22 protein-coding genes are annotated in these 24,475 nt (G+C 60.7%); 2 read left to right on the forward strand and 20 right to left on the reverse strand.

The genetic code is table 11. The annotated features are described in order from the left end of the window. Positions 1-13: 13 nt before the first annotated feature. The 6 genes from HJB84_RS25810 to HJB84_RS25835 form a co-directional block, all read right to left on the reverse strand. Complete coding sequence (locus HJB84_RS25810) at positions 14-1,399, reverse strand: pyruvate dehydrogenase complex E1 component subunit beta (RefSeq protein ID WP_221117267.1); 1,386 nt, start codon at positions 1,397-1,399, stop codon at positions 14-16. 15 nt (positions 1,400-1,414) lie between these two features. Continuing rightward, a complete protein-coding gene (pdhA, locus tag HJB84_RS25815) occupies positions 1,415-2,461 on the reverse strand; it encodes a pyruvate dehydrogenase (acetyl-transferring) E1 component subunit alpha (RefSeq protein WP_207584097.1) in 1,047 nt (348 codons plus the stop codon). 145 nt (positions 2,462-2,606) lie between these two features. After that, positions 2,607-2,927, reverse strand: coding sequence for a septum formation initiator family protein (locus HJB84_RS25820; RefSeq protein ID WP_049735204.1), 321 nt, complete (start codon positions 2,925-2,927; stop codon positions 2,607-2,609). A gap of 138 nt (positions 2,928-3,065) precedes the next feature. Beyond that, positions 3,066-4,340: a phosphopyruvate hydratase gene (eno, locus tag HJB84_RS25825; protein WP_221117268.1), complete on the reverse strand. Its 1,275-nt coding sequence runs from the start codon at positions 4,338-4,340 to the stop codon at positions 3,066-3,068. 141 nt (positions 4,341-4,481) lie between these two features. Next, the gene (gene kdsA, locus HJB84_RS25830; protein ID WP_207584095.1) at positions 4,482-5,327 is read right to left on the reverse strand and encodes a 3-deoxy-8-phosphooctulonate synthase; all 846 of its coding nucleotides are present in this window, start codon (positions 5,325-5,327) and stop codon (positions 4,482-4,484) included. Further along, positions 5,324-6,220 carry a VOC family protein gene (locus tag HJB84_RS25835; protein ID WP_221117269.1) on the reverse strand — a complete coding sequence of 299 codons (897 nt, stop codon included), beginning with the start codon at positions 6,218-6,220 and terminating at the stop codon, positions 5,324-5,326. Before HJB84_RS25835 ends, kdsA begins: the two co-directional genes overlap by 4 nt. A gap of 197 nt (positions 6,221-6,417) precedes the next feature. Between HJB84_RS25835 and lexA the strand changes: the two genes are divergently transcribed. Then, entirely contained in the window at positions 6,418-7,137 is a 720-nt protein-coding gene (gene lexA, locus HJB84_RS25840; RefSeq protein ID WP_007628683.1) for a transcriptional repressor LexA, read from the forward strand. Here the strand turns inward: lexA and HJB84_RS25845 are convergent. Further along, on the reverse strand, positions 7,118-9,547 hold the full coding sequence (locus tag HJB84_RS25845; RefSeq protein WP_221117270.1) for a ComEC/Rec2 family competence protein: 2,430 nt from the start codon (positions 9,545-9,547) through the stop codon (positions 7,118-7,120). The two genes, lexA and HJB84_RS25845, sit on opposite strands and share 20 nt — an antisense overlap. Positions 9,548-9,837: 290 nt before the next feature. On the opposite strand from HJB84_RS25845, the gene gltA reads away from it, so the two are divergent. Further along, positions 9,838-11,127, forward strand: a complete 1,290-nt coding sequence (gene gltA, locus HJB84_RS25850) for a citrate synthase (protein WP_007628680.1) — start codon at positions 9,838-9,840, stop codon at positions 11,125-11,127. A 33-nt stretch (positions 11,128-11,160) separates the two neighbouring features. Here the strand turns inward: gltA and lpxB are convergent, their stop codons facing one another. From lpxB to rpsB, 13 genes are all read right to left on the reverse strand, one after another. Next, positions 11,161-12,330, reverse strand: coding sequence for a lipid-A-disaccharide synthase (gene lpxB, locus HJB84_RS25855; protein WP_221117271.1), 1,170 nt, complete (start codon positions 12,328-12,330; stop codon positions 11,161-11,163). Beyond that, positions 12,327-13,208, reverse strand: coding sequence for an LpxI family protein (locus tag HJB84_RS25860; protein WP_221117272.1), 882 nt, complete (start codon positions 13,206-13,208; stop codon positions 12,327-12,329). The genes lpxB and HJB84_RS25860 overlap by 4 nt, the downstream gene beginning before the upstream one ends. 3 nt (positions 13,209-13,211) lie before the next feature. Further along, a complete protein-coding gene (gene lpxA, locus HJB84_RS25865) occupies positions 13,212-14,030 on the reverse strand; it encodes an acyl-ACP--UDP-N-acetylglucosamine O-acyltransferase (protein ID WP_221117273.1) in 819 nt (272 codons plus the stop codon). Beyond that, positions 14,027-14,494: a 3-hydroxyacyl-ACP dehydratase FabZ gene (fabZ, locus tag HJB84_RS25870; RefSeq protein WP_207584089.1), complete on the reverse strand. Its 468-nt coding sequence runs from the start codon at positions 14,492-14,494 to the stop codon at positions 14,027-14,029. The genes lpxA and fabZ overlap by 4 nt, the downstream gene beginning before the upstream one ends. After that, on the reverse strand, positions 14,487-15,554 hold the full coding sequence (gene lpxD / locus HJB84_RS25875; RefSeq protein ID WP_207584088.1) for a UDP-3-O-(3-hydroxymyristoyl)glucosamine N-acyltransferase: 1,068 nt from the start codon (positions 15,552-15,554) through the stop codon (positions 14,487-14,489). Before lpxD ends, fabZ begins: the two co-directional genes overlap by 8 nt. A 50-nt stretch (positions 15,555-15,604) precedes the next feature. After that, positions 15,605-17,944, reverse strand: a complete 2,340-nt coding sequence (gene bamA / locus HJB84_RS25880) for an outer membrane protein assembly factor BamA (RefSeq protein ID WP_207584087.1) — start codon at positions 17,942-17,944, stop codon at positions 15,605-15,607. A 203-nt stretch (positions 17,945-18,147) separates the two neighbouring features. Beyond that, a complete protein-coding gene (rseP, locus tag HJB84_RS25885; protein ID WP_259669480.1) occupies positions 18,148-19,266 on the reverse strand; it encodes an RIP metalloprotease RseP in 1,119 nt (372 codons plus the stop codon). Positions 19,267-19,303: 37 nt separating this feature from the next. Next, positions 19,304-20,134 carry a phosphatidate cytidylyltransferase gene (locus tag HJB84_RS25890; protein ID WP_221117274.1) on the reverse strand — a complete coding sequence of 277 codons (831 nt, stop codon included), beginning with the start codon at positions 20,132-20,134 and terminating at the stop codon, positions 19,304-19,306. After that, a complete protein-coding gene (locus HJB84_RS25895) occupies positions 20,134-20,877 on the reverse strand; it encodes an isoprenyl transferase (RefSeq protein WP_207584085.1) in 744 nt (247 codons plus the stop codon). Before HJB84_RS25895 ends, HJB84_RS25890 begins: the two co-directional genes overlap by 1 nt. 37 nt (positions 20,878-20,914) lie before the next feature. After that, positions 20,915-21,475 (reverse strand): ribosome recycling factor, encoded by a 561-nt coding sequence (gene frr / locus HJB84_RS25900; RefSeq protein WP_164009453.1) that lies wholly within the window; start codon positions 21,473-21,475, stop codon positions 20,915-20,917. A gap of 137 nt (positions 21,476-21,612) precedes the next feature. Next, positions 21,613-22,335, reverse strand: coding sequence for a UMP kinase (gene pyrH, locus HJB84_RS25905; RefSeq protein WP_007628663.1), 723 nt, complete (start codon positions 22,333-22,335; stop codon positions 21,613-21,615). 95 nt (positions 22,336-22,430) lie between these two features. Then, complete coding sequence (gene tsf / locus HJB84_RS25910; protein ID WP_207584084.1) at positions 22,431-23,357, reverse strand: translation elongation factor Ts; 927 nt, start codon at positions 23,355-23,357, stop codon at positions 22,431-22,433. 238 nt (positions 23,358-23,595) lie between these two features. After that, positions 23,596-24,363, reverse strand: a complete 768-nt coding sequence (gene rpsB / locus HJB84_RS25915; RefSeq protein WP_003539287.1) for a 30S ribosomal protein S2 — start codon at positions 24,361-24,363, stop codon at positions 23,596-23,598. Between the last annotated feature and the right edge of the window lie 112 nt (positions 24,364-24,475).

The raw sequence follows: 24,475 nt of genomic DNA on the forward strand, positions 1-24,475 counted from the left end.
AGATACCCTCCCCTTATTTGTAACAAACAGCCTTCACCGCATCGACGACTTCACCGACGCTCGGAAGCGCCAGCTTTTCGAGATTGGCGGCGTAGGGCATCGGCACGTCCTTGCCGGCAACCGTCAGGATCGGCGCATCGAGATAATCGAAGGCCTGCTGCATGACGCGGGTGGCGATTTCGGTGCCGACGGAAGACTGCGGATAACCTTCCTCGACGGTGACCAGACGACCGGTCTTCTTCACCGATTCGATCACAGTCGGCAGATCCATCGGGCGGATGGTGCGAAGGTCGATCAGTTCGACGTCTATGCCGATCTTTTCGAGTTCGGCGACGGCCTTCGTCGCATAAGTCATGCCGATGCCGAAGGAGACCACGGTTACGTCCTTGCCCGGACGATGGATGCGAGCCTTGCCGATCGGCAGGACGAAATTGTCGAGCTTCGGCACATCGAAGTGCTGGCCGTAGAGAATTTCGTTCTCGAGGAAGATCACCGGATTCGGATCGCGGATCGCAGCCTTGAGCAGGCCCTTGGCGTCGGATGCCGTGTAGGGCATGACGACCTTCAGGCCGGGGATTGCGCTGTACCAGGCAGCATAGTCCTGGCTGTGCTGGGCGCCGACACGGGCGGCGGCGCCATTCGGGCCGCGAAAGACGATCGGCGCGCCCATCTGACCGCCGGACATATAGAGCGTCTTGGCGGCGGAGTTGATGATATGGTCGATCGCCTGCATGGCGAAGTTGAAGGTCATAAATTCGACGATCGGGCGAAGGCCGGCCATTGCGGCGCCGACACCGACGCCGGCAAAACCGTGCTCGGTGATAGGCGTATCGATGACACGACGAGGGCCGAATTCCTGCAGCAGGCCCTGTGTGACCTTGTAGGCGCCCTGATATTCGGCGACTTCCTCGCCCATGACGAAGACATCTTCGCTGGCGCGCATTTCCTCGGCCATGGCGTCGCGGAGCGCTTCGCGCACGGTGGTCGACACCATTTCGGTGCCGGCCGGAATTTCCGGGTCATTCGGCACGACGCCCTTCGGCTCGGCCGGAAGCGGCGCTGCAGCAGAACCGGTGTTGGTCGGCTTTTCTTCCTGGGCAACCGCTGGGGCGGCAGCGGCGGCCGGTTTGGCGGCGGAGATATCCGCGGCGGATTCGCCGTCCTGCAACAGCACGGCGATCTTGGTGTTGACCTTGACGCCTTCGGTGCCGGCGTCGACGAGCAGCTTGCCGATGACGCCTTCGTCGATGGCTTCGACTTCCATCGTCGCCTTGTCGGTTTCGATTTCGGCAATCACGTCGCCGGAGGTGACCTTGTCACCTTCCTGTTTCAGCCATTTGGACAGCGTGCCTTCTTCCATCGTCGGAGAGAGGGCGGGCATGAGGATATCGATAGGCATGGGTTCCCTCCCCGATTAGAGCAGAATGTCGGTGTAGAGCTCGGATGCATCCGGCTCCGGATCGGCCTGGGCGAAGTCGGCGCTGTCGGCGACGATGTCGCGGACATCCTTGTCGATCGCCTTCAGATCGTCTTCGGAAGCCCAGCCCTTTTCGACGAGGCGTGCTTTCACCTGTTCGATCGGGTCATGTTCGGAGCGCATCTTCTGCACTTCGTCCTTGGAGCGATACTTCGCCGGGTCGGACATGGAGTGACCGCGATAACGATAGGTCAGCATTTCGAGAATGATCGGACCCTTGCCGGAGCGGCAATGTTCGAGCGCCTCGTCGGCCGCCGCCTTGACGGCGCGAACGTCCATGCCATCGACCTGAATGCCGGGGATGCCGAAGCCGGAACCGCGCAGCGAGTAGTTCGACTGGGCGGTGGCGCGCGCCGTCGACGTGCCCATGGCGTAGCGGTTGTTCTCGACGATATAGACGATCGGCAGCTTCCAGAGGGCCGCCATGTTGAAGCTCTCGTAGACCTGGCCCTGGTTGGCGGCGCCGTCGCCGAAATAGGCGATCGAGACATTGCCGTTGCCGCGGTAATGGTTGGCAAAGGCAAGACCGGTTCCGAGTGAAACCTGGGCACCGACGATGCCGTGACCGCCGTAGAAATGCTTTTCTTTCGAGAACATGTGCATCGAGCCGCCCTTCCCGTGGGAATAGCCGCTGCGGCGCCCGGTCAGTTCCGCCATGACGCCGCGCGCTTCCATGCCGGTTGCCAGCATGTGGCCGTGGTCGCGATAGGCGGTGATGACCTGGTCGCCTTCCTTCTGCGCCATCTGCATGCCGACGACGACAGCTTCCTGACCGATGTAGAGGTGGCAAAAGCCGCCGATGAAGCCCATGCCGTAAAGTTGGCCGGCCTTCTCCTCGAAGCGGCGGATCATCAGCATCTCGCGATAGGCCTTGAGCTCTTCATCGCGATCGAAGTCGGCTACCGGGCCTCCATTCGATGCTTTGGCTGCCGGTTTTGCTGCAGTTTTGCGGCTGGAAACGGTCGCGGTCTTTCGCGGCGCCATTCAACCCTCCCTATGGGTTTGTCGGTTCTTGGTGGCGCGTACCATAGGGAAGAAAGATGACCACAGCAATGCCATAATTGCATGGCTCATATTCAGCACTAAACAGTTGATTACATTTCGGAAATACCAATTAACCTGATTTCAGTTAATTGGAATAATGGTTGAATATGACGATCTCGTCCGCGCGCGACATGTTGAGCTGATAGCGCGCTTTTTCGTCCAGCATATCCTTGTCGAGCGAGCCGTCACTCAGCAGCGCGACCTGATTTTCCAGATGTTCGCGCTTCGCCTTCAAGATCGCAAGCTCTTTTTCACGCGCGACACGCTGATGCTCGAACGTCTCTGTTGCGCGCAGGCCGTAATCGCCATGAATGCAATGATAACCGAAATAGGAAAGGAAGGCGACCGTCATGGCCGGAATGACGAAGCGGCCGAACTTTCTCTTCTTATGATGCTTTGTCCACATACACGCATGCTCTTGAACGCATTACCAATTCGTTCAGCATAACGCGCAGAGATTAACCGTTCATTGACCGTAAAGACGGGCAACAAAAAACCCGCGCCGGAGAGGCGCGGGCTCAAGCCGTTTGAAAATCAGATTCGATCAGGCGCGGATGATCGAGCGGCCGGCATACTGAGCCTGCGGGCCCAGGCCCTCCTCGATGCGGATCAGCTGGTTGTACTTGGCGAGGCGGTCGGAACGCGACAGTGAGCCGGTCTTGATCTGGCCGCAGTTGGTGGCGACCGCGAGGTCGGCGATGGTCGAATCTTCGGTTTCGCCGGAGCGGTGGGACATGACGGCGGTATAGGCTGCCTTGTGCGCCGTGTTGACGGCGTCGAGCGTTTCCGTCAGCGAGCCGATCTGGTTGACCTTGACGAGGATCGAATTGGCGACGCCCATGCGAATGCCGTCGCGAAGACGAGCGGAGTTGGTGACGAAGAGATCGTCGCCGACGAGCTGGGTCTTCTTGCCGGCCAAGTCGGTCAGCGTCTTCCAGCCGTCCCAGTCGTCTTCGGCCATGCCGTCCTCGATCGAGATGATCGGGTACTTAGCAGCGAGTTCGGCCAGATATTCGGCCAGGGCGCCCGATTCGAGCGTGCGGCCCTCGCCTTCAAGAACGTACTTGCCGTCCTTGAAGAATTCCGTCGAGGCGCAGTCAAGGCCGAGGCACATGTCGTCGCCCGGTGTATAGCCGGCTTTCTCGATCGACTTCATGATGAAGTCGAGAGCCTCGGGCGCGCTCTTCAGGCCGGGTGCAAAACCGCCTTCGTCGCCGACATTGGTGTTGTGGCCCTGCGCGGCCAGTTCCTTGCGGAGCGTATGGAAGACTTCCGAACCCATGCGTACGGCTTCAGCGATCGTATCGGCGCCGACCGGCAGGATCATGAATTCCTGGAAATCGATAGGATTGTCGGCATGGGCGCCGCCGTTGATGATGTTCATCATCGGAACCGGAAGCAGGCACGCGGACGCGCCGCCGACATAACGGTAGAGCGGCAGGCCGGAGGCCTGGGCGGCAGCCTTGGCGACGGCCAGCGATACGCCGAGAATGGCGTTGGCGCCGAGGCGCGACTTGTTCGGCGTGCCGTCGAGCTCGATCATGATGTTGTCGATCTGGATCTGGTTTTCGGCATCGATGCCGCCGATCGCGTCGAAGATCTCGGTGTTGGCGGCATCGACCGCCTTTTGCACACCCTTGCCGAGGTAGCGCTTGCCGCCGTCGCGCAGCTCGACCGCCTCATGCGCGCCGGTCGAAGCGCCCGAGGGAACGGCCGCGCGGCCCATGCTGCCGTCTTCGAGATAGACATCAACTTCGACGGTGGGGTTGCCACGGCTATCGAGAATCTCGCGGGCGATGATATCGGTGATTGCAGTCATGGGTTCTTCCTGCTCGGTGGGTGATCAATCGTTCGAAGCCTGTCATAATCGAAGGCGTGCAAATTACAATGGCGCATTGCGACACCCTCGACCTGCATGTCTGAACGTCGCTATAGCACGAACATGTCAGGCTTTTGACTGTCAGCCCTTGGCGACAGCATCGAAGGCGAGCAGCTTTTCCAAAAGCCGCGGCATGTCTTTGAGATAGACCATGTTCGGGCCGTCGGACGGTGCGTTGTCGGGGTCCTGATGGGTTTCGACGAACACGCCGGCGATACCGGTCGCCACCGCTGCGCGCGCCAGCGTTTCCACAAATTCCCGCTGACCACCGGAGGAATCGCCCTGCCCGCCCGGCTGCGCCACGGAATGCGTTGCATCGAAAACAACCGGCGCGCCCATCGACGCCATGATCGGCAGCGAGCGCATGTCGGAGACCAAAGTGTTATAACCGAAGGAGGCGCCGCGTTCGCACAGCAGCACGTTCGGATTGCCGCTGGCATTGAGCTTCTTCAGGACGTTTTTCATATCCCAGGGAGCGAGGAACTGGCCCTTCTTGACATTGACGGCGCGGCCGGTCTCGGCGGCGGCGATCAGAAGGTCGGTCTGGCGGCAGAGGAAAGCCGGGATCTGCAGGACATCGACCACTTTTGCCACCGCGGCGCATTGCTCGGCGGTGTGGACGTCGGTCAGGACGGGAAAACCGAACTCCTTCTTCAGGTCGGCGAAGATCTGCATGCCCTTTTCAAGCCCGATGCCGCGTTCGGCAGAGAGCGAGGTGCGGTTTGCCTTATCGAAGGAGCTCTTGTAGACGAGACCGATGCCGAGTTTGGCGCAAAGCTCCTTCAGTGTGCCGGCAACCATGAAGGCGTGGTCGCGGCTCTCCATCTGGCAAGGGCCGGCAATCAGCGACAGGCGGCCGGTATTGGAAAATGTGACCTGGCCTGCGCCCTCGCCGATCCTGACTTCGGAATTCGTATCAGTGCTCATCGTGTTTCCTCGAAGGCGAAGAGCGTGCCCTGCCCGGGCGCGGGCTTCACCAGAATGCGATTGTTCTTGCGCGTGTAGGTCACTCCGTTAGCAGCCAAATGCGCTTCTGTCACGGCAAGATCGGTGACGGCAAAGAGGATAGCCCGGCCGCGCAGGCCGCGGTCGGCGGATGCGACGGCGATCTCGAAATAGGCCTCCAGCCCTTCCGGCGTCATCAGGCTGATTTTCGCATTCGGCGCCGCGATATTAACGCCGAAACCGGTTTTCTCGACGGCCGATTGCGCCGTTGCAAGGCTGACGAAGGCGGCGAATGCAGAGGGGTCCGGCGCGCAAAGCGCGATCTCGGCAATGCCGGTGACGCCATTGGCATGCGTCTCTAGCGCACCGCGATCGGCCGGCAGAGGATTGATGCGCTCAACACAGAAGAGGAAGAAATCCGGCGCGCGCAACTCAGCGGCAAAGGCCAGCTTGAAGCCGGCCATGGTCTCGGAACCGTCCGGCATTTTCATCGGCCGGCTGAACTGCAGCATGTCGCCGGCGCTCGATCCGCTGCCGACGAAGCTCCGATGAGCGCGGCCGGCATCCTCGGTGCCGAACGCCACCGCCGAAAGCCCCTCCTCGCCACAGCGGAAGCGGAAGGCCCGATTGCGGGCGGTGAAGACATTGCCTTGCCGCGCCGATGCCTCGCTCTCCTCGCGGCTGGCGATACCGAGCGGCTCCAGATAGGTCTTGTCGGCAAAGAAGACGCAGGCATTCTCCGTTCCGAAGGGATGGCGGGCATCGGCGGCAACGGTGAAGCCAAGCTTGCCGAGCCTTTCGCGCGCCAGGTCGATATTGACAACGGGCAGCACGACATGATCCAGCGGGTGCGGTTTGGCCGAGTGCTCGTTCATGATATCCCTCCCTGAAACGCCAAGAGGGTGCGACAGCGCCACCTTCAATGCAAGACATGTGCGCCAATCCGGCGAATGAAAATAAAAAACTCAACGAGTTGGCGGCAAGTTTTACGGAAATTTAGCTACTTGCGGAACACATATGGAACATATAGTGTTCTGTTCTGGATTTGTTTCAATCAAGGGGTCACACGTCGATGCTCACGCGCAAACAACAGGAGCTCCTGCTTTTCATTCATGAGCGCATGAAGGAATCCGGCATTCCGCCCTCTTTCGACGAAATGAAGGATGCCCTGGATCTGGCCTCGAAATCCGGCATTCATCGTTTGATCACAGCGCTTGAAGAGCGTGGCTTCATTCGCCGCCTACCGAACCGCGCCCGGGCGCTCGAGGTCATCAAGCTTCCGGAGGCCTACAGCCCGAGCATCCAGCCCCGGCGCGGCTTTTCGCCAAGCGTCATCGAGGGCAGCCTCGGCAAGCCGCAGCCGGTCGCCGCCCCCGCTCCTGCAAAACCGGTCGCCGATAACGGCAACTCCGTCTCCGTGCCGGTCATGGGCCGGATCGCTGCCGGCGTTCCGATCTCGGCGATCCAGAATAACACCCACGACATCGTCGTTCCCGCAGACATGCTCGGCTCCGGCGAACATTATGCGCTGGAGGTCAAGGGCGATTCGATGATCGACGCCGGCATCTTCGACGGCGACACGGTAATCATCCGCAACGGCAGCACCGCAAGTCCCGGCGACATTGTCGTTGCCCTGGTCGATGACGAAGAAGCGACGCTCAAACGTTTCCGCCGCAAGGGCGCCTCGATCGCGCTGGAGGCTGCCAATCCGGCTTATGAGACCCGGATTTTCGGGCCGGACCGCGTCAAGGTGCAGGGCAAGCTCGTCGGCCTCATTCGCCGCTATCACTGACATTGGAGAGGCCGGATTCGGCAAAACTGTTGCTGCGCCAGTCATAGGCGCGATGGCGCTTCCATGGGCGCGACAGGGTTTCGAATGCGGTCACGACCTCCAGGCCGGCATCGGCGAAGCGCAGCTCGACGGAGCCAGTCCTGCGCAGCGTCTCACCGGTAAAGAGCGTCGCTCCTGATCGGCAGCTGTTGAACCGCAGGCGGACCGACGTCACGACGATATCCGCCGCGTCGCAAGCCGGACCGAGATAGGCAGCGTTGTCGATGACGGCAACCACATGACCATTGCCGAGCCTTGATGTGCACCAGGCCTTTTTGACGCAGGAAAAGCGGTTTGCTTCACCACCGGCGACAGCCGCCCGCATCGCCGCCCTCGCTTCATTCTGCTGATCGCGGGAAAGCCTGACGCGGCGGTCGTCTCCCTCCGGCGGGACAGCGGGACCATCCAGCATTTTCGGCGGGAAATGCGTCGGCAGGACAAGTGCTCTCTGCCACTGATCGAAGATGAAATCCGGCGGGTTTTCGCGGTTGGAAGCGATTGCCGCAGCCGCGACCACTGCGACGAGACTGCCATCCTCCGAAATCACCAGATCCGGCGCCCGGGGAAGCGGCAGAAGCAGCACGCCGAGCGTAGAGACGGCGATAATCGATGTGCCGATATGGCGCAGCCGGGTGCGCAGCAGCGTCAGCAGCAGAAAGCCGGCCACGGCGACAGCGAAATACCAAGCCGGCAAGCGGCCGATGCCGATATCACCGCCCCAACCGGACACCGTTTTGGCGACCGCAATCACCAGGTCGAGGCCGAGGCCGACCACCTTCCAGAGCGGAACGTCCAGACCGAACGGCATGAGCAACATCGCCAGCAGCCCGGCCGGCATGACGATGAAGGAGATGATCGGCATCGTCGCGAGATTTGCCGGCAGCCCGTAAGCGGTCAGGCGATGAAAATGTTCGATCGAAAACAGCGCCGTGGAAAAACCGCCGATCAGCGAGGTCAGGAAGACGCCGCCGAAGAAGCCGGCGACGGCAACGACCGGTCGGAAGACCGGCAGTTTCAGCAAGGCGTTTTCGCGGACGCGCCGGTCCTTCCACAGTTGATAACCCGATACGAGTGCCAATGTCGCGGCAAAGGACATCTGGAAGCTCGGGCCCAAGACTTCGGACGGCGAAATGGCGATGATGACGAGCGCCGAGAGAACGACATTGCGCAGGCTGATCGACGGCCGGTCGAAGAAGACGGCGACCAGCATGATCGCCATCATGATGAAGGCACGTTCGGCCGAGACCCCGAAGCCGGAAATCAGGTAGTAGGCGGTGACGGCGCTGAGCGCGCCGGCGGCGGCGATCTTCTTTGTCGGATAGGCCTGAGCGACGCCCGGAAAAAGGCTGAGCAGCATCCGGAAGCCGACGAAGAAGATGCCGGCCGACAGCGCCATGTTGAGGCCGGAGATCGCGACAATATGAGCAAGGCCGGACTGGCGCAGCGCCTCCGTCGTCGCATTCGAGATGGCGCGTCGCTCGTCGGTCACCAAAGCAGCGGCAAAAGCGCCGGTGTCGCCGGGCAGGATCGATCGTATGCGGTCGCCAATGCTACTGCGCAGGTGGTAAAGCCATTCCAGCAGAGCTGCCGATGTCGATCTGGCAGCCTGCGGACCCGCCTCCAGATCCTTCTCTGGCGCACCGTAGAAGAAGCCGTTGGCGCCGATGCCATCGAAATAGGCACCGAAGGAGAAGTCGTTGAGCTCGGGAAGTGCGGGGCCTGCCGGCGGCGTCAGTCGTGCCCTGCCGGTGATGAGGTCGCCGATGTCGAAAGGCATGTCGGCGCCGCGGACGATCGCGGTTATGCGTCCCGGCGGCCGCTTCAACTCCGGCGCCTCCGTGCCGGTGACGGCAAGAATGTAGCGCCAGCGCCCACGGCCGTCGCCTTCTCGCCGCTCAACTCGGCCGGTCACTGTCGTCGTCACCGAGGAATCGAGGATCACCGTCGAAGCCCGCCAGCTCTCGAATTGTGCGCAGAGCATGCCGCCGGCCACGAGTGCAGGCGCCAGCAGCGTCGCCCGCAATGCCGCCCGGCTGCGGCCGACGATGAGAACCGCGATCGTCAGCACCAACAGAGAGAGCAGCGATGCAACAAGCGGAAATTCGGATGCCGCAACAAACCAGAAGGCCGCCCCGGCGCCGAGAAACACCGGCGAAAAAAGCAGCAAGCGGCCATGATCCGCCTCCTCGCCCAGCATGCGCATGCCGGCGCCAATCGATTGCCGGGCTGCGGCGAGCAGCCGGTGGCGCAAAGATGTCGTCGACTGCGTCCTGGTCGGCCGTATCACCACGATAGGCGGCGAAAAACCGGAGGGACCGGCTGAGCCGGCGCCTGCTTCCGGCCGCAATTCGACTGTCGTCACTTCCTGCATGTGCCGCCCAAGGTCACCCGCGAAGACGGCCAGAATGCATTCTCTAATCAAATCCGGCAAGGATAATCGATTGAAATATGAGGGAAAATCGCCAGCGCCAAAAGACTAAGCGAATCATCGGCTTCCGATATGCACGGGGCTCATCGCTGCAGTGCCTAAAAGGTGATACCGCAATGCACAAAATGCCGGCACGGTAACTTGGCATTAGCTTCACGATCATATAGCTATCGGTAAGGACGCTTAACCCCTATGGCGCTTTTATGGCGCCACCGCCATTTCGGAGGATCAGCATGACGGATCAAAGCGCTACAATAAAAATCGGTGACAAATCTGTCGACCTAGCCGTCAAAAGCGGCACGATCGGCCCGAGCGTCATCGATATCGGTGCCCTTTACAAGAACACGGCTTCCTTCACGTACGATCCGGGTTTCACCTCGACCGCATCCTGTGAATCGAAAATCACCTACATCGACGGCGACGAAGGTGTGCTGCTGCATCGCGGCTATCCGATCGAGCAACTGGCCGAGCATGGCGACTTCCTCGAGGTCTGCTATCTGCTTCTCTACGGCGAACTGCCGACCACCGTACAGAAGAAAGATTTCGATTATCGCGTCACGCACCACACCATGGTGCACGAGCAGATGAGCCGGTTCTTCACCGGCTTCCGCCGCGACGCCCATCCGATGGCCGTCATGTGCGGCTGCGTCGGCGCACTGTCGGCTTTCTATCATGACTCAACCGACATCACCGATCCGCACCAGCGCATGGTCGCCAGCCTGCGCATGATCGCCAAGATGCCGACGCTTGCGGCCATGGCTTACAAATACCATATCGGCCAGCCCTTCGTTTATCCGAAGAACGATCTCGACTACGCCTCGAACTTCCTGCGCATGTGTTTTGCCGTGCCTTGCGAAGAATATGTGGTCAATCCGGTGCTTGCCCGCGCCATGGATCGGATCTTCATCCTGCATGCCGATCACGAGCAGAACGCCTCGACTTCGACCGTGCGTCTCGCCGGTTCGTCGGGCGCCAATCCGTTCGCCTGCATCGCAGCCGGCATCGCCTGCCTGTGGGGGCCTGCGCATGGCGGCGCCAACGAAGCAGCGCTCAACATGCTGCATGAGATCGGCTCAGTCGACCACATTCCGGAATATATCGCCCGCGCCAAGGACAAGAACGATCCGTTCCGCCTGATGGGCTTCGGTCACCGCGTCTACAAGAACTATGATCCGCGCGCCAAGATCATGCAGAAGACGACGCATGAGGTGCTCGGCGAACTCGGCATCAAGGACGATCCGTTGCTCGAAGTGGCGATGGAGCTTGAGCGCATCGCGCTCACCGACGAATATTTCATCGAAAAGAAGCTCTATCCGAACATCGACTTCTATTCCGGCATCACGCTGAAGGCGCTGGGCTTCCCCACGACGATGTTCACCGTGCTCTTCGCGCTTGCCCGCACCGTCGGCTGGATCGCGCAGTGGAACGAGATGATCGAGGATCCGGAGCAGCGCATCGGCCGTCCGCGCCAGCTCTATGTCGGCGAACCGAAGCGTGACTACATTCCGGTTTCGAAGCGCTGATCGCTTCCCCAACCAACGAAAAACCCGGTCACTTCAGAAGCGACCGGGTTTTTTCATTTTCAGCACGTCGAGAAGGATTTCGGCGGCATGTTCGCCGGGCGGTTTTTCGGTCTGCATGCGCTGCCAGATAAGATCATAACCTTCCTTCATCGCCTTGAGCTGGTAGGTATCGGCTGACAGTCTTTCTATCCAGCGTGCGAAACTTGCGCCGCGAACGATATCGTTCAGGTATTCCGGCACGACCGCGTAATCGGCAATCAGGTTTGGCAGCGCGCCTGTCCAGGTCTTGATGCCCGATGTCAGCAGACGCATGATCCAGTCGACCTTGTAGGCGGAGACGACGGGAACATCGGCAAGCGCCAGTTCAAGAATGACAGTTCCGGATGCCGCCATGGCTGCATCGGCTTCAGCGAAGGCCTGCCATTTTGCTTCCGCGCCGACCACGATCTCCGGCTTTACTTCCCATGCTGCCGTCAATTGGCGAACCAGCGCTTGCCTGTGCGTCACCGTCGGCAGAATAAAGCGCATCGGCCCATTGCGGGCGGCAAGTTCGCTTGCGGCGACTTCGAAATGCGGCAGGAGCTTCTGAATTTCGGAGGAGCGTGAGCCGGGCAGAAGAAGGATCGGGCCGTTGCCGGGCTGCCTGCCGGCGCGCAGGCGCCGGGTTTCCAACAGCGCAGGGTCGGCGGTCAGGCGATGACCGACATAGGTGGTTGCCGGGCCGTTGAGGCGCTGCATCGTTGCCGGCTCGAAGGGCAGGACGGCGAGCACATGATCGACATAGGCAAGCATGCGCGTGGCGCGATATTCCTTCCAGGCCCAGACGCTCGGACAGACATAATTGACGACAGGCAGGTCCGGCAGCGCGGTGCGGACCCGCTTGGCGACGCGATGGGTGAAATCCGGGCTGTCGATAATGAGGAGAATGTCAGGCTTTGCAGCGATGATGGCGGCGGTCGTCTGGCGGATCAGGGTATAGAGCTTTGGCAGCCGGCTCAGCACCTGGGTGATGCCCATGATCGACAGCTCGGAGAAATCGAACAGGGATCTCAGGCCCTCGGCCTGCAACCCCTCGCCGCCGACGCCGACAAGCTCCACCGGGCCGGCATGAATCCGCTTCAGGGCAGCGATGAGATCAGCACCGAGCAGATCACCCGAGACCTCACCGGCAATGACGGCGATCTTCAGCGGCGCCCCGTTCATTCGAGCCCCCATGCCGGCAGCCCACGATCGATGCCGCAGACAAAGAGTCCGGCCTCATCGGCAGCCTTGATGACGGCGGCACGGTCGAGCACCAGCGAGCGGCCGGCCTCCACCGCGATTCCGGCAAGACCGGCTTTCGCCGCGTTCAGCACAGTGGAAACGCCGATCGCCGGCAGGTCGGCGCGGATATCCTGCTGTGGCTTGCAGAGCTTGACGAGCGCGCCGCGCCGCCGCGGCGAAATCCGCCCGGCGGCTCTGAGACTTGCGACACGGTCCAGCATCTCATCGGTGCCCTCTAGACCTTCCAGCGCAACGACACGCCCGCCGATGCTGATGGCGCCCTGCCCGACATCGAGCCGGCCGAGCATGTCTGCGGCTTCGGCTGCGCGGCTGATATCGCGCCTGTCTTGCTCGCCGGGCACGACGGCACCAAGCGGGCCGACAGAGGCAAGGAGGTCGGGGGCAATTTCATGGGCGCCGACGACGCGGCGGCCGTTTCCTTCAATCAGCCGGATGACCATCTGCAGAACCGTGTCGTCGCCGCCGGACAGCAGGGTCCGGATGGCGGCTGGCACTTTCATCAGGATGCGCAGCGTCGGGCGCACCTCGCGCCATTCCGGCCGGCGGGCGACGCTGCCCGACATCACGACCCGGCCGACGCCATAACGGTTGAGCAAGCCATCAAGAGCTTTGAAATCGCCGATGCCGATAACGGCATGGTCATAACCTTCCCAGCGCCGGTCGCTTTCGTCTTTTAGCGCAACGATGACGGGATTTTCACCTGCCGCACGCGCAGCTGCGGCGACATAGGAAGGCAGAAGACCGCCGCCGGCGATGATCGCCAGCCGGCCCGCAGCGGTTTCGCCTGATAAAGCCACGGACTAGCCCTTCTGCCCCCGGGTCGGCGAGGAGAGAGCGCGGTCACTGTCGGCGGCGATGAAATCGAGGATGTGGACCGCCTGCTCGCAATCGGCATAATCGTCGCGAATGGCGGCGGCGTTTTCGCGGACCGAACCCGTTCCTTCGAAGATCGACTTATAAGCGCGACGCACCCTGTGGATGACGGCACGGTCGACGCCGGCGCGCGTCATGCCGACGACATTGAGGCCGCTCAGCAGCCCGGGATTACCGTTCAGCATGCCGTAGGGAATGACGTCGTAGCTCACCGCCGAAAGCCCGCCGACGAAGGCGTGGCGGCCGACGCGCGTGAACTGGTGAACGGCCGAGCCCCCACCCAGGATGACGCGATCCTCGATGACGACATGGCCGGCGAGCATGACATTGTTCGACATGATCACGTGATTGCCGACCCTGCAGTCATGCGCGACATGGGAATTAGCAAGGAAGAGGTTGTTATCGCCGACGATCGTCTCGCCGCCAAAATCGGCCGTGCCGGTGTTCATCGTCACGCCTTCGCGGATCGTGCAGTTGACGCCGACCGAAAGCGTCGTCTCCTCGCCGCCGTGATGCACGCTCTGCGGATCGCCGCCGATGACGGCCATAGGAAAGATGCGCGTGCCGTTGCCGATCACGGTGCGGCCGGTGACGACCGCATGCGACAAGAGCTCGACATTTTCATGCAGGACGACGTGCGGCCCAACATGGCAGAACGGACCGATCTTGACGCCCTCACCGATAACAGCCCCGTCTTCGACGACAGCCATCGGATGAATATGGGCGCTTTCGGCGATAGTGCTCATGCCTGTTCCTTACGAACGATCATCGCGCCGATATCGGCTTCGGCGACAAGCGCGCCGTCAACCTTGGCGTCGCAATGGAATTTCCAGATATTGCCGCGTTGCTTGTGCTTCCTGACATGGAATTCGACGCGATCGCCGGGAACGACAGGCTTGCGAAAGCGCGCATTCTCGATGGTCATGAAGTAGACGAGGTTACCCGGCTGGCCTTCCTTCTTTGCACAGATCGCGCCCGCAGTCTGCGCCATGCCCTCGATCAGGAGAACGCCCGGCATGATCGGAGCCTCCGGAAAATGGCCGGTGAAATGCGGTTCGTTCACCGTGACATTCTTGATGCCGATCGCGCTGTTGTCGCCGTCGATCTCGATGATCTTGTCGACCATGAGGAAGGGGTAACGATGCGGCAGCAGCTTCATAATCTCGATGATGTCCGCCGAAGAAAGCGTTGTCGTGGCTTCTTCAGTCATTTTCCTTGCCTCCAGGGTTCCGGCCGCGCAACTTGGACTTCGACACTTGTTGTGCGGCCTCTCTCAGATAGTCTTTTAGCGGACGAGCCGGTATACCGCCATATTGCCCGCCGGCGGCAAGGTCGGTCATGATACCGCTTTTGGCAGCGATCTGCACGCCGTCACCGATCGTGACATGCCCCTTGATGCCGACCTGGCCGCCGATCTGAACGCCGTTGCCGATCTTCGCGCTGCCGGCGATGCCGACCTGCGCGACGATGGCGCAGTGGCGACCGATTTGAACGTTGTGGCCGATCTGCACCTGGTTGTCGATCTTGGTGCCTTCACCGATGACCGTATCGTCCATGGCGCCGCGGTCGATCGTGGTGTTGGCGCCGATCTCGACATTGTCCTGGATGATCACTCGGCCGATCTGGACGATCTTGATCATGCCGCGCGGTCCAGGGGCGTAACCGAAACCATCCTGGCCGATGCGGGCGCCGTTATGGATGATGACGCCATTGCCGACCAATGCGCAGAGCACGCTCGCGCCGGCCGCAATCGAACAATCGCGGCCGATTTTGACATTCGGACCAATGATACTGTGTGCGCCGATACGCGTCCCCTCGCCGATCTCGGCATGCGCACCGATGACGGCCATCGGCTCGACGATCACGCCCTTTTCAAGCTTGGCACTCGGGCCGATCACCGCGCTTGGCGCGATCTCGCTTTCAACTGAGGAAAAGACCACCGGACGCAACGCAGCGGGATAAAACAGGCCGCCCGCCATCGCGAAGGCGGCATGCGGATTGGACGACAAGATAACCGGGATATGCGGAGGTACGAGATCGACGAGCGCCTTGTCGCAGATCACCGCCGAGGCTTCGCATGTCGCCAGTTCGTCGCGGTTGCGGCGCGACAGGATATAACAGACATCACCCGCCCGCGCCCTGTGGATCGGGGCAACGGACCTGACAATAACATCGGCGTGGTCGGAATTGGCAAGTTCCGCCCCAAGAAACTCTGCCAGCTCAGCGAGCTTCAGACCTTCATGGGGCAGAAAAAAAACGTTTTGCTCCATCGGCAATGCTCCAGAACGGAATTGAGTCTTACAGTTCCGGACTGCCGATATCAGAATTGGTTGTTGATGCCAAACTTGAAGTTCTGCGTTTTGTCGAAGTCTTCCTTGAGAACCGGGATCGCGTAATCCAGGCGCAATGAACCGAAGGGAGACTGCCAGACCACACCGACACCGACGGAAGCGCGCAGAGAGGCGTCTTCGCCGTCGATGCCGTCGCCCCTCAGGTCAACGTCGTTGCCGAACAACGTACCGGCGTCGGCAAAAACCGCGCCGCGCAGGTTGAAGTCACGCGGGAAGCCCGGCATCGGGAAGGTCGCTTCGGCCGATGCCGTGAAATAAGTCGTACCGCCCAGCGGATCGTCGTTGGTGCCGGAAACGCGCGGGCCGATACCCTTGTTTTCAAAGCCACGAATATCGCCGTTGGTCAGGGTGAACTGATCGAAGACGTTCAGGTGCTCCCCGAAGCCGACGACATAACCCGCCGAAGCAGAAACCGAGCCGATGATATCGGCATCGTCAGCGAGCAGACGGTAATAACGGGCCTTGCCGTAGATCTTGTAGAATTGCGAGTCGCCGCCGAGGCCGGCAAGTTCCTGCGTCGCCGTCGCATAGATGCCTTCGCGTGGCAGGACCGTATCGTCAAGCGTGTTGTAGGTCAGCGTCTGGGAGACGGAAGAACGTGTCCACGGGCTGTCCTCAACGAGATGCTGATACGGAGCGGACAGGTCGGCAAGATCGTTGTTATTCGCGTCATACTTCATCTGCTTGTAATTATAGCGGAACGTCGTCGCCAGGTCCTCGGTGATCGGCGCGGTGACGCGCAGGACGACGCTGGTTTCCTGGTAGTCGTAGTTGTCGTTGCTCGACGTTTCGCTGTGGTTGACGTCGAAACCGGCCGCCAGACGATAACCGAGGAAATAGGGTTCGGTGAAGCTAAGGCCGTAGGCGCGCGACCCTTCCTGACCGCCGCCGGCCGAGATGCGGATGTACTGACCGCGGCCAAGGAAGTTCTTTTCCTCGATGGATGCTTCCAGCAGCAGACCATCGCCGCCTGCGGCATAACCCGCGCCGACACCAAAGGAACCGGTGGACTGATCCTGCACGTCGACGACCACCACAACGCGATCCGGCGAGCTGCCCGGCTGGGTGGAGATATTGACGGAGGAGAAGTAACCAAGCGCTTCGAGGCGGCGCTTGGCCTTGGTGATCATCTGCTGGTTGAAGGCGTCGCCTTCGCTCATGTCGAATTCGCGGCGGATCACGTAATCGCGCGTGCGGCTGTTGCCACGGATCTCGATGCGCTCGACATAGGCGCGCTCGCCCTGGTCGACCAGATATTCGACACCGATCGTGTTGTTGTTGAGGTCGCGGTTGCCGCGTGGCGTGACGCGCGCAAAGGGATAACCGGCAGACGCGACCTGATCGGAGATCGCTTCGATCGACTTCTGCACTTCCTTGGCGTTGTAGACTTGACCTTCGTGGGTGCGCACGAGCGGCTGCAATTGCTCGGAACCGACGCCTTCGACGGTCGACTGGACGGTCACCGGTCCGAAGTCGTAACGCTGGCCTTCCTCGATATTGAAGGTGAGCGTGTATTTGTTGGTCGCGTCGTCAAAGGTCGCATCGGAAGAGACGATGCGCATGTCGGCGTAGCCGCGATTGTAATAGAACTGGCGCAGCGCTTCCTCGTCGGCATGAAGCTTATCTTCGTTATAGACATCCTTGCGGGTCAGGAACGACAGGAAGTTCGAACGCTTGGTAGCAATGACGGCAGCCAGACGGCCGGCGCTGTAGGCATTGTTACCGACGAAGTTGATCGAATCGATCTTGGTGCGGTCGCCCTCGTTGATGACGAAGGCAAGGTTGACGCGGCCTTCGCCGAGCGGCACCACCTGCGTGGTCACCTCGACCTCGCTGCGGCCGGTGGCGGCGTAGGCATCCTTGATCGACTGGATGTCGGACTGGATCTGGGTGTCGCTGTAGGGGCCGGCGGCATGGGTCTGGACAATGGTGGCGAGCTTGTCGTCTTTGATCTTGCGATTGCCGTTGAAGACGACCTGATTGACGAGCTGGGCCTCCTGGACGTTGACGACCAGCGTGCTTCCGGAGACCGAAATCTTGACGTCGGAGAAGTAGCCCGTCCCGTAGAGCTGCTTGACCGATTCATCGATATCGGTGTTCGAAAAACTCTTTCCGGGAGCGATGGTGAGGTTCGACCGGACGGCTTCCGCGCCAACGCGGCTTGCGCCGCGCACATCGATGCGCTGGATGACCGCGGCCTCAGCGGCCGTAGCAGAAACGAACGTCAAAGCACCTGCGCCCGAAGCAACAACACTAGCAGACAGCGCAACCGCCGATACTGCGTTCAAAAACTTTGAACCAGCCTTCATTTCACCTATTACCTTTTTTTCCCTCGTCCCCGGCCTCGAGAGAACCCGATTCCGGTCACGTGTGTCGTTTTACCCGCTTTTGACATACAAGCAAGGGAGGTCGTTAATTTCTGTTTACTTCATTTCGAAGCGTGACCCATTCGCCACTACAGCCTTGAAACATCGTAAATAAATAGTAATTCCTCTGCCTTGCGCGTTTACCCTTAGCTCAGGCCAATGTCGTTCCAGGTCGTGAAAACCATCAATGTTAATATCATCGCCAAGCCAATGCGAAATGCGATTTCCTGAGCCTTGGCGCCCAGCGGTTTTCCTCTCACCGCTTCCACCGCATAGAACATCAGGTGGCCGCCATCAAGTACCGGAACCGGCATCAGGTTAAGCAATCCTATCGAAACCGAAAGCATGGCGGCGAGCTGCAACACTGCCCCTATACCAAGCTTTGCCATCTGGCCCGAAGCTTGCGCCACACGGATCGGCCCGCCCAGTTGATCGGCCCGCATCGTTCCGCGAAAAATATTGCCGATATATTTGAAGGTGCCGGTGACGATGTCCCGGGTCTCGATCACACTCTCACGCAGCGCCTGGAGCGGCGTATAGGTCTGCAGGCGGAAATTGCCGACCTCCTTGTTGGTGACGATGCCGATCTGGCCGAGCTCGATCTTGTTGCCGAACTGGTCGGTCGTGTCGACGCGTTGCGGCACCATCGGCAAGTCGAGCTTCTGACCGCCGCGCTCGATGGTGACGACGATCGTCTGGCTCGGGCGGATAGCGACATAGCGGCGCACGTCGTCGAAAGTCTCGACCTTGCCGCCGTCGATGGCGACCAAGAGATCGCCGGGAAGGATGCCGGCGGCAGCCGCCACGCCATCCGGTTTGACCTCGGCAACGACGGGATCGGCGACCGAGCGGCCGTAGACCGAGAAAAGAACGGTGAAGATGGCGATCGCCAGCAAGAAATTGGCGATCGGGCCGGCGGCAACCGTCGCTGCACGTTTCCACAACTTTGCTCCGGCAAAGGAGCGCGCCCTATCCTCCTCGGACATGGCGGCGATCTTGTCGGTGTCGGGCTTGCTCGAGGCGTCCTCGTCGCCGAAAAAACGGACGTAACCGCCAAGCGGGATCACCGAGATCTTCCAGCGCGTTCCATGACGGTCGGTGAAGCCGAATATTTCCGGACCGAAACCGACTGAGAAGGCAAGGATGCGGATACCGCTCCAGCGCCCGACGAGGTAATGGCCCATCTCGTGCACGAAGACAAGCAACGAAAGCACGAGGATGAAGGTGACGATATTCCCCATTAGGAATGCGTATATATCGGCCATCACTTCTATCAGTTCCTTCCGTCAGGCTGCGGCGTTATCAAAGGCCGAACAATGCCGCGCCGAGCGACGTCATCGCAGTCCCCTTTATCAGGGAAAATAATCCAGCAAGCAAGAACGCCGAAAAACAGGCAAAAATCAGTCCGTCTACCCGATCCATGACGCCGCCATGACCCGGAATGAGACGGCTTGAATCCTTGACGCCGAATTTTCGCTTGATGAAAGATTCGAACAGATCTCCCGACTGGCTGCAAACCGAAAGAACGAGTGCTGCGACCGCGGCGATGGTTTCAGCGCCCGGAAGAAGAAAATGGACGAGAACCACACCGGCTGCGACCGCCGAAACGGCGCCGCCGATTGCGCCCGACCATGTTTTTCCCGGCGAGATCGAAGGGGCAAGCTTCGGTCCGCCAAGCGCCCTGCCGACGAAATAAGCAAGGATGTCGGTTGCCCAGACGACGGCAAAGACGAAGAGCATCGCGTAAAAGCCAGGCCGGTCGTCGCTTCTGATCGCAGCGAGCGCCAGGCCGGTGGCACCGGCATAAAACAGGCCTACCGGCAGCCAGCGGCTGGTGCCATGCAGGATGATCAGCGCTATGCCGACAGCAGTGACGCCGGCCAGCATGCCGGCGGCGAATTCGAAATTGCCGATAAGCACGAGGAAGGCGATCGCCGCCTGGCCGATCCAGCCGACTGTATTGGCGACCCAATCACGCGCTATGCCGGTGATTGTCGACCATTCATAATAGATCAGTAGGCCGATCACCGCCGCCAAAATGCGGAAGGCAAACCCGCCATACCAGGTGGCTGCAAGAACGATGGCCGCAAGAATCAGTCCTGAAACGATGCGGAGCTTCAATTCCTGCTGCATCAGGTGCCAACCGCGGCTGCCTGCGACGACAGACCGCCGAAGCGCCGGTCGCGAGAGGCGAACTTCTCGAGCGCCGAGCGGAAGATCTCAGGGCTGAAATCCGGCCAGTATTCCGGAACGAAGATGAATTCTGAGTAGGCGGCCTGCCAAAGCAGGAAGTTGGAAAGCCGCTCCTCGCCGCTGGTGCGGATGATGAGATCCGGATCGGGGATGCCCGCCGTATCGAGACGGGCGTTGATCAGCGCGGGGGTGATATCCTGCGCCCTCAGGCGGCCGGCCTCGACATCCCTCGCCAGGCTCACCACAGCCCGGGAGATCTCGTCGCGCGAACCGTAATTGAAGGCAATGACCAGTGTCAGCGCCGTATTGTCCTTAGTGGTTTCCTCCGCCTCCAGCAGCAGGCCGAGAATGTCGCTACGCAGGCTGTGGCGGTCGCCGATCACCTTGATGCGGACGTTCTGGCGATGGAGTTCGGCGAGGTCGCGCCGGATGAAGGCCTTCAACAGACCGAGCAGATCGGAGACTTCGGCCTCCGGCCGGCGCCAGTTCTCCGAGGAGAAGGCAAAGAGGGTCAGATATTTTATGCCGGCCGCGCCGGCGGCGCGTACTGTCTCGCGCACCGCCTCGACGCCCTTGCGGTGGCCCATTGTCCGCGGCAGGCCGCGCTGCTTGGCCCAACGTCCATTGCCGTCCATGATGATGGCAACATGCTCTGGCACAGTCACAAATACAGATTCCGACATTTCCCGTCCGGTCTTTCCAGGCAAAGGCACAGATCCACTAGACCTGCATGATTTCCTTTTCCTTCTCGCCAAGCAAGCGGTCGATTTCGGAAATCGTCTCGTCCGTCATCTTCTGTACACGTTCCGACTGCGCCCTGCCCTCGTCCTGGCCGATTACGCTATCCTTTTCGGCCTTCTTAAGGCCGTCCATGCCATCGCGGCGAACATGTCGAATCGCGACCTTGCTCTTTTCGGCATAGTCGTGAGCCACCTTGACGAGCGACTTGCGGCGCTCCTCGTTCAGCTCAGGCAACGGAATACGCAGGCTCTGGCCGTCGACGATCGGGTTGAGGCCGAGATTGGATTCGCGGATGCCGCGCTCGACGGCGCTGACCATCGACTTGTCCCAGACGGAAACCGACAGCATGCGCGACTCGGGCACAGTGATGTTGGCGACCTGGTTCAGCGGCATACGCGAACCATAGGCCTCGATCGTCACCGGATCGAGGATGTTGGCCGAAGCACGGCCGGTGCGCAGCGATGCGATATCGCTCTTGAATGCCGAAACCGCGCCGTCCATGCGGCGCTTCAGTTCCTTGATGTCGATACCTTCACTCATGTCGATGCTCCCGTATAAAGCGCGTCGCTATCTTTCAGATTCGCTTGCCGCAATGTGATTCAGATTTCAGACCAACCGGGCCTAAATCACCATATTCCAGCGAGGGGCTGCGCCTGATCAAGCGGCGCAGCTATTTATCAGTTGTCGGAGACGATGGTCTTGAGGCCACCCCCCGTCAAGATTTCAGCAAAACCGCCTTTCTCATGGATCGAGAAGACGATGATCGGAATGGAATTCTCCCTGGCGAGCGCGACCGCGGCAACGTCCATCACCGCAAGCCCCCTGTCCAGCACTTCCTGGTGCGTCAGGCGGTCGAGGCGAGTCGCATCGGGATATTTCTTCGGGTCGGCGGTGTAGATCCCATCCACCTGCGTGCCCTTGAAGATCGCTTCCGCGCCCATTTCAGCAGCCCGAAGTGCTGCGGCCGAATCGGTGGTGAAGAAGGGGTTTCCGGTGCCGCCGGCAAAGATCACCACGCGTCCCATCGACAGATGATAAAGGGTTGCGCGCTGCGAAAAGCTCTCACAGATCTCGGGCATGGAGATGGCCGAGAGCACCACCGTATCGATGTTCAGCTTGCGCAGCGAGGTCGCCAGCGCCAGCGCGTTGATGATGGTGCCGAGCATCCCCATGTGGTCGCCGGTGACCCGGTCGCCGCCCTTGGACGCTACCGCGACACCGCGGAAGATATTGCCGCCACCGACGACGACGCCGACTTCCACGCCCATATGCCTTGCCTCGGCGATGTCGGATGCAACGCGGTCTGCCACCGCAACATCGATCCCGAAGCCCTGGCTACCCATGAGCGCTTCGCCGGAAGCCTTGAGTAGAACGCGTTTATAGACAGGCTCTATAGACATCTTGGCTCCTCGTAAATTGCCGTGAATGCCCGATACACGAAGGGCACCGCGTTGTCACGCGATGCCCTGGTGTTTTCCCAATTATGGCTGGAAGATCAACCCTTGACGGCAGCCGCGACTTCGGCTGCGAAATCGGTCTCTTCCTTCTCCACGCCTTCGCCGAGCAGAAGGCGGGCCATGCCGGCGACTTCGATCGGCGCGCCGACGGCTTTTTCGGCTTCCTTGACGGCGGCTGCGACCGTGAGATCGGGATTGATGACGAAAGCCTGCGAGAGAAGGGCGACTTCCTCGAAGAACTTGCGCATGCGGCCGTCGACCATCTTCTCGATGATGTTGTCAGGCTTGCCGGAAGCGCGCGACTGCTCGATGAAGACGTTGCGCTCGCGCTCGGCGACGGCGGCATCGACTTCCTCAGGGCGGATCGCCAGCGGCGCAGTCGCGGCAATGTGCATGGCGACCTGACGGCCGATTGCGTTCAGAGCCTCCTTGTCGCCGGTCGACTTCAGGGCAACGAGAACGCCGAGCTTGCCGAGGCCGTCGGAAACAGCATTGTGGATATAGGTGGCGACGACGCCGTCCTCGACGGAGAGCGCGACGGAGCGGCGCAGGTTCATGTTCTCGCCGATCGTTGCGATCGCATCCTTGATAGTGTCCGAAACGGACTTGCCGGATGCCGGGTAGGTCGCAGCCGCAACGGCGTCGACGGTGCCGTCGGTGGAGACGGCGACCTTGGCAATGCCGCGGACGAGATCCTGGAAGGCATCGTTACGGGCGACGAAGTCGGTTTCGGAGTTGACTTCGACGACGACTGCCTTGGTGCCCTGGCTGGAAACGGCGATGAGGCCCTCAGCGGCAGTGCGGCCCGACTTTTTGTCAGCCTTGGCGATGCCCTTGGCGCGCAGCCAGTCGATCGCCGCTTCCATGTCGCCGCCGGTCTCAGCAAGGGCCTTCTTGCAGTCCATCATGCCTGCGCCGGTCTTTTCGCGCAGTTCCTTCACCATTGCAGCCGTAATCTCGCTCATTAGCTTCCTCTTGTCGGTTCATACGGTGGGCCGCAAAGCACGGCGCGGCACCGGATTGAGGCACGAAATGTACCTGTATGTATGACAGCGTGATGAAGACGCGTCATACCGAAACTTATCTGGCAAAGAGCCTGATGCCCTCGTCCTGAAACAGGCAAGGCCGCCGAACTTCAATGAGTCGCGAGCGGCCTTTCCAGTCATGCAAGCTTTGGCGGACCTTCCGATCCGCCCGCTTTCATCAGCCTTCGGCTGCTTCCTCGAGAGCCGGCTCGACCGGAACTTCTGAGGACGCGCCGAGATCACGGCCGGAAGAGCCCTGCTGACGGGCAATGCCGTCGATGGCAGCGCGGGAGATCAGCTCGCAATAGAGAGCGATAGCGCGCGATGCGTCGTCGTTACCCGGAATCGGATAGTCGATCAGGTCCGGGTCGCAGTTCGAATCGATGATGGCAACGACCGGGATGCCGAGGCGCTTGGCTTCGTCGATCGCGATCTTTTCCTTGTTGGTGTCGATGATGAACATCAGATCGGGCGTGCCGCCCATATCGCGGATGCCGCCGAGAGCCTTGTCGAGCTTTTCACGCTCGCGCTCAAGGTTCAGACGTTCCTTCTTGGTGAAGCCCTGGGCTTCGCCGTTCAGGATCTCATCGAGCTTGCGCAGGCGCTGAATCGAATTGGAGATCGTCTTCCAGTTCGTCATCATGCCGCCGAGCCAACGCGAGTTGACGTAGTACTGGGCCGAACGCTTGGCGCTGTCGGCGATGATCTCAGACGCCTGGCGCTTGGTGCCGACGAAGAGAACGCGGCCGCCGCGGGCAACGGTGTCGCTGACGACCTGCAGGGCGCGCGACAGCATCGGAACGGTCTGAGCCAGGTCAATGATGTGGATGTTATTACGATCGCCGAAGATATACGGCTTCATCTTCGGGTTCCAGCGGTGCGTCTGGTGGCCGAAGTGGACGCCTGCTTCGAGAAGCTGGCGCATAGAGAAATCGGGCAATGCCATGCCTTTGTTATCCTTTTCCGGTTGAACCTCCGCAAGGCGAACAGCATCCTCTTCGAAGATGCCACCGGGCGGAACGATCCGGATTTCTCCCGGACAATCCCATGCCTTACGT

The organism is Rhizobium sp. NZLR1b, assembly GCF_019685155.1.
Lineage (GTDB): Bacteria > Pseudomonadota > Alphaproteobacteria > Rhizobiales > Rhizobiaceae > Rhizobium.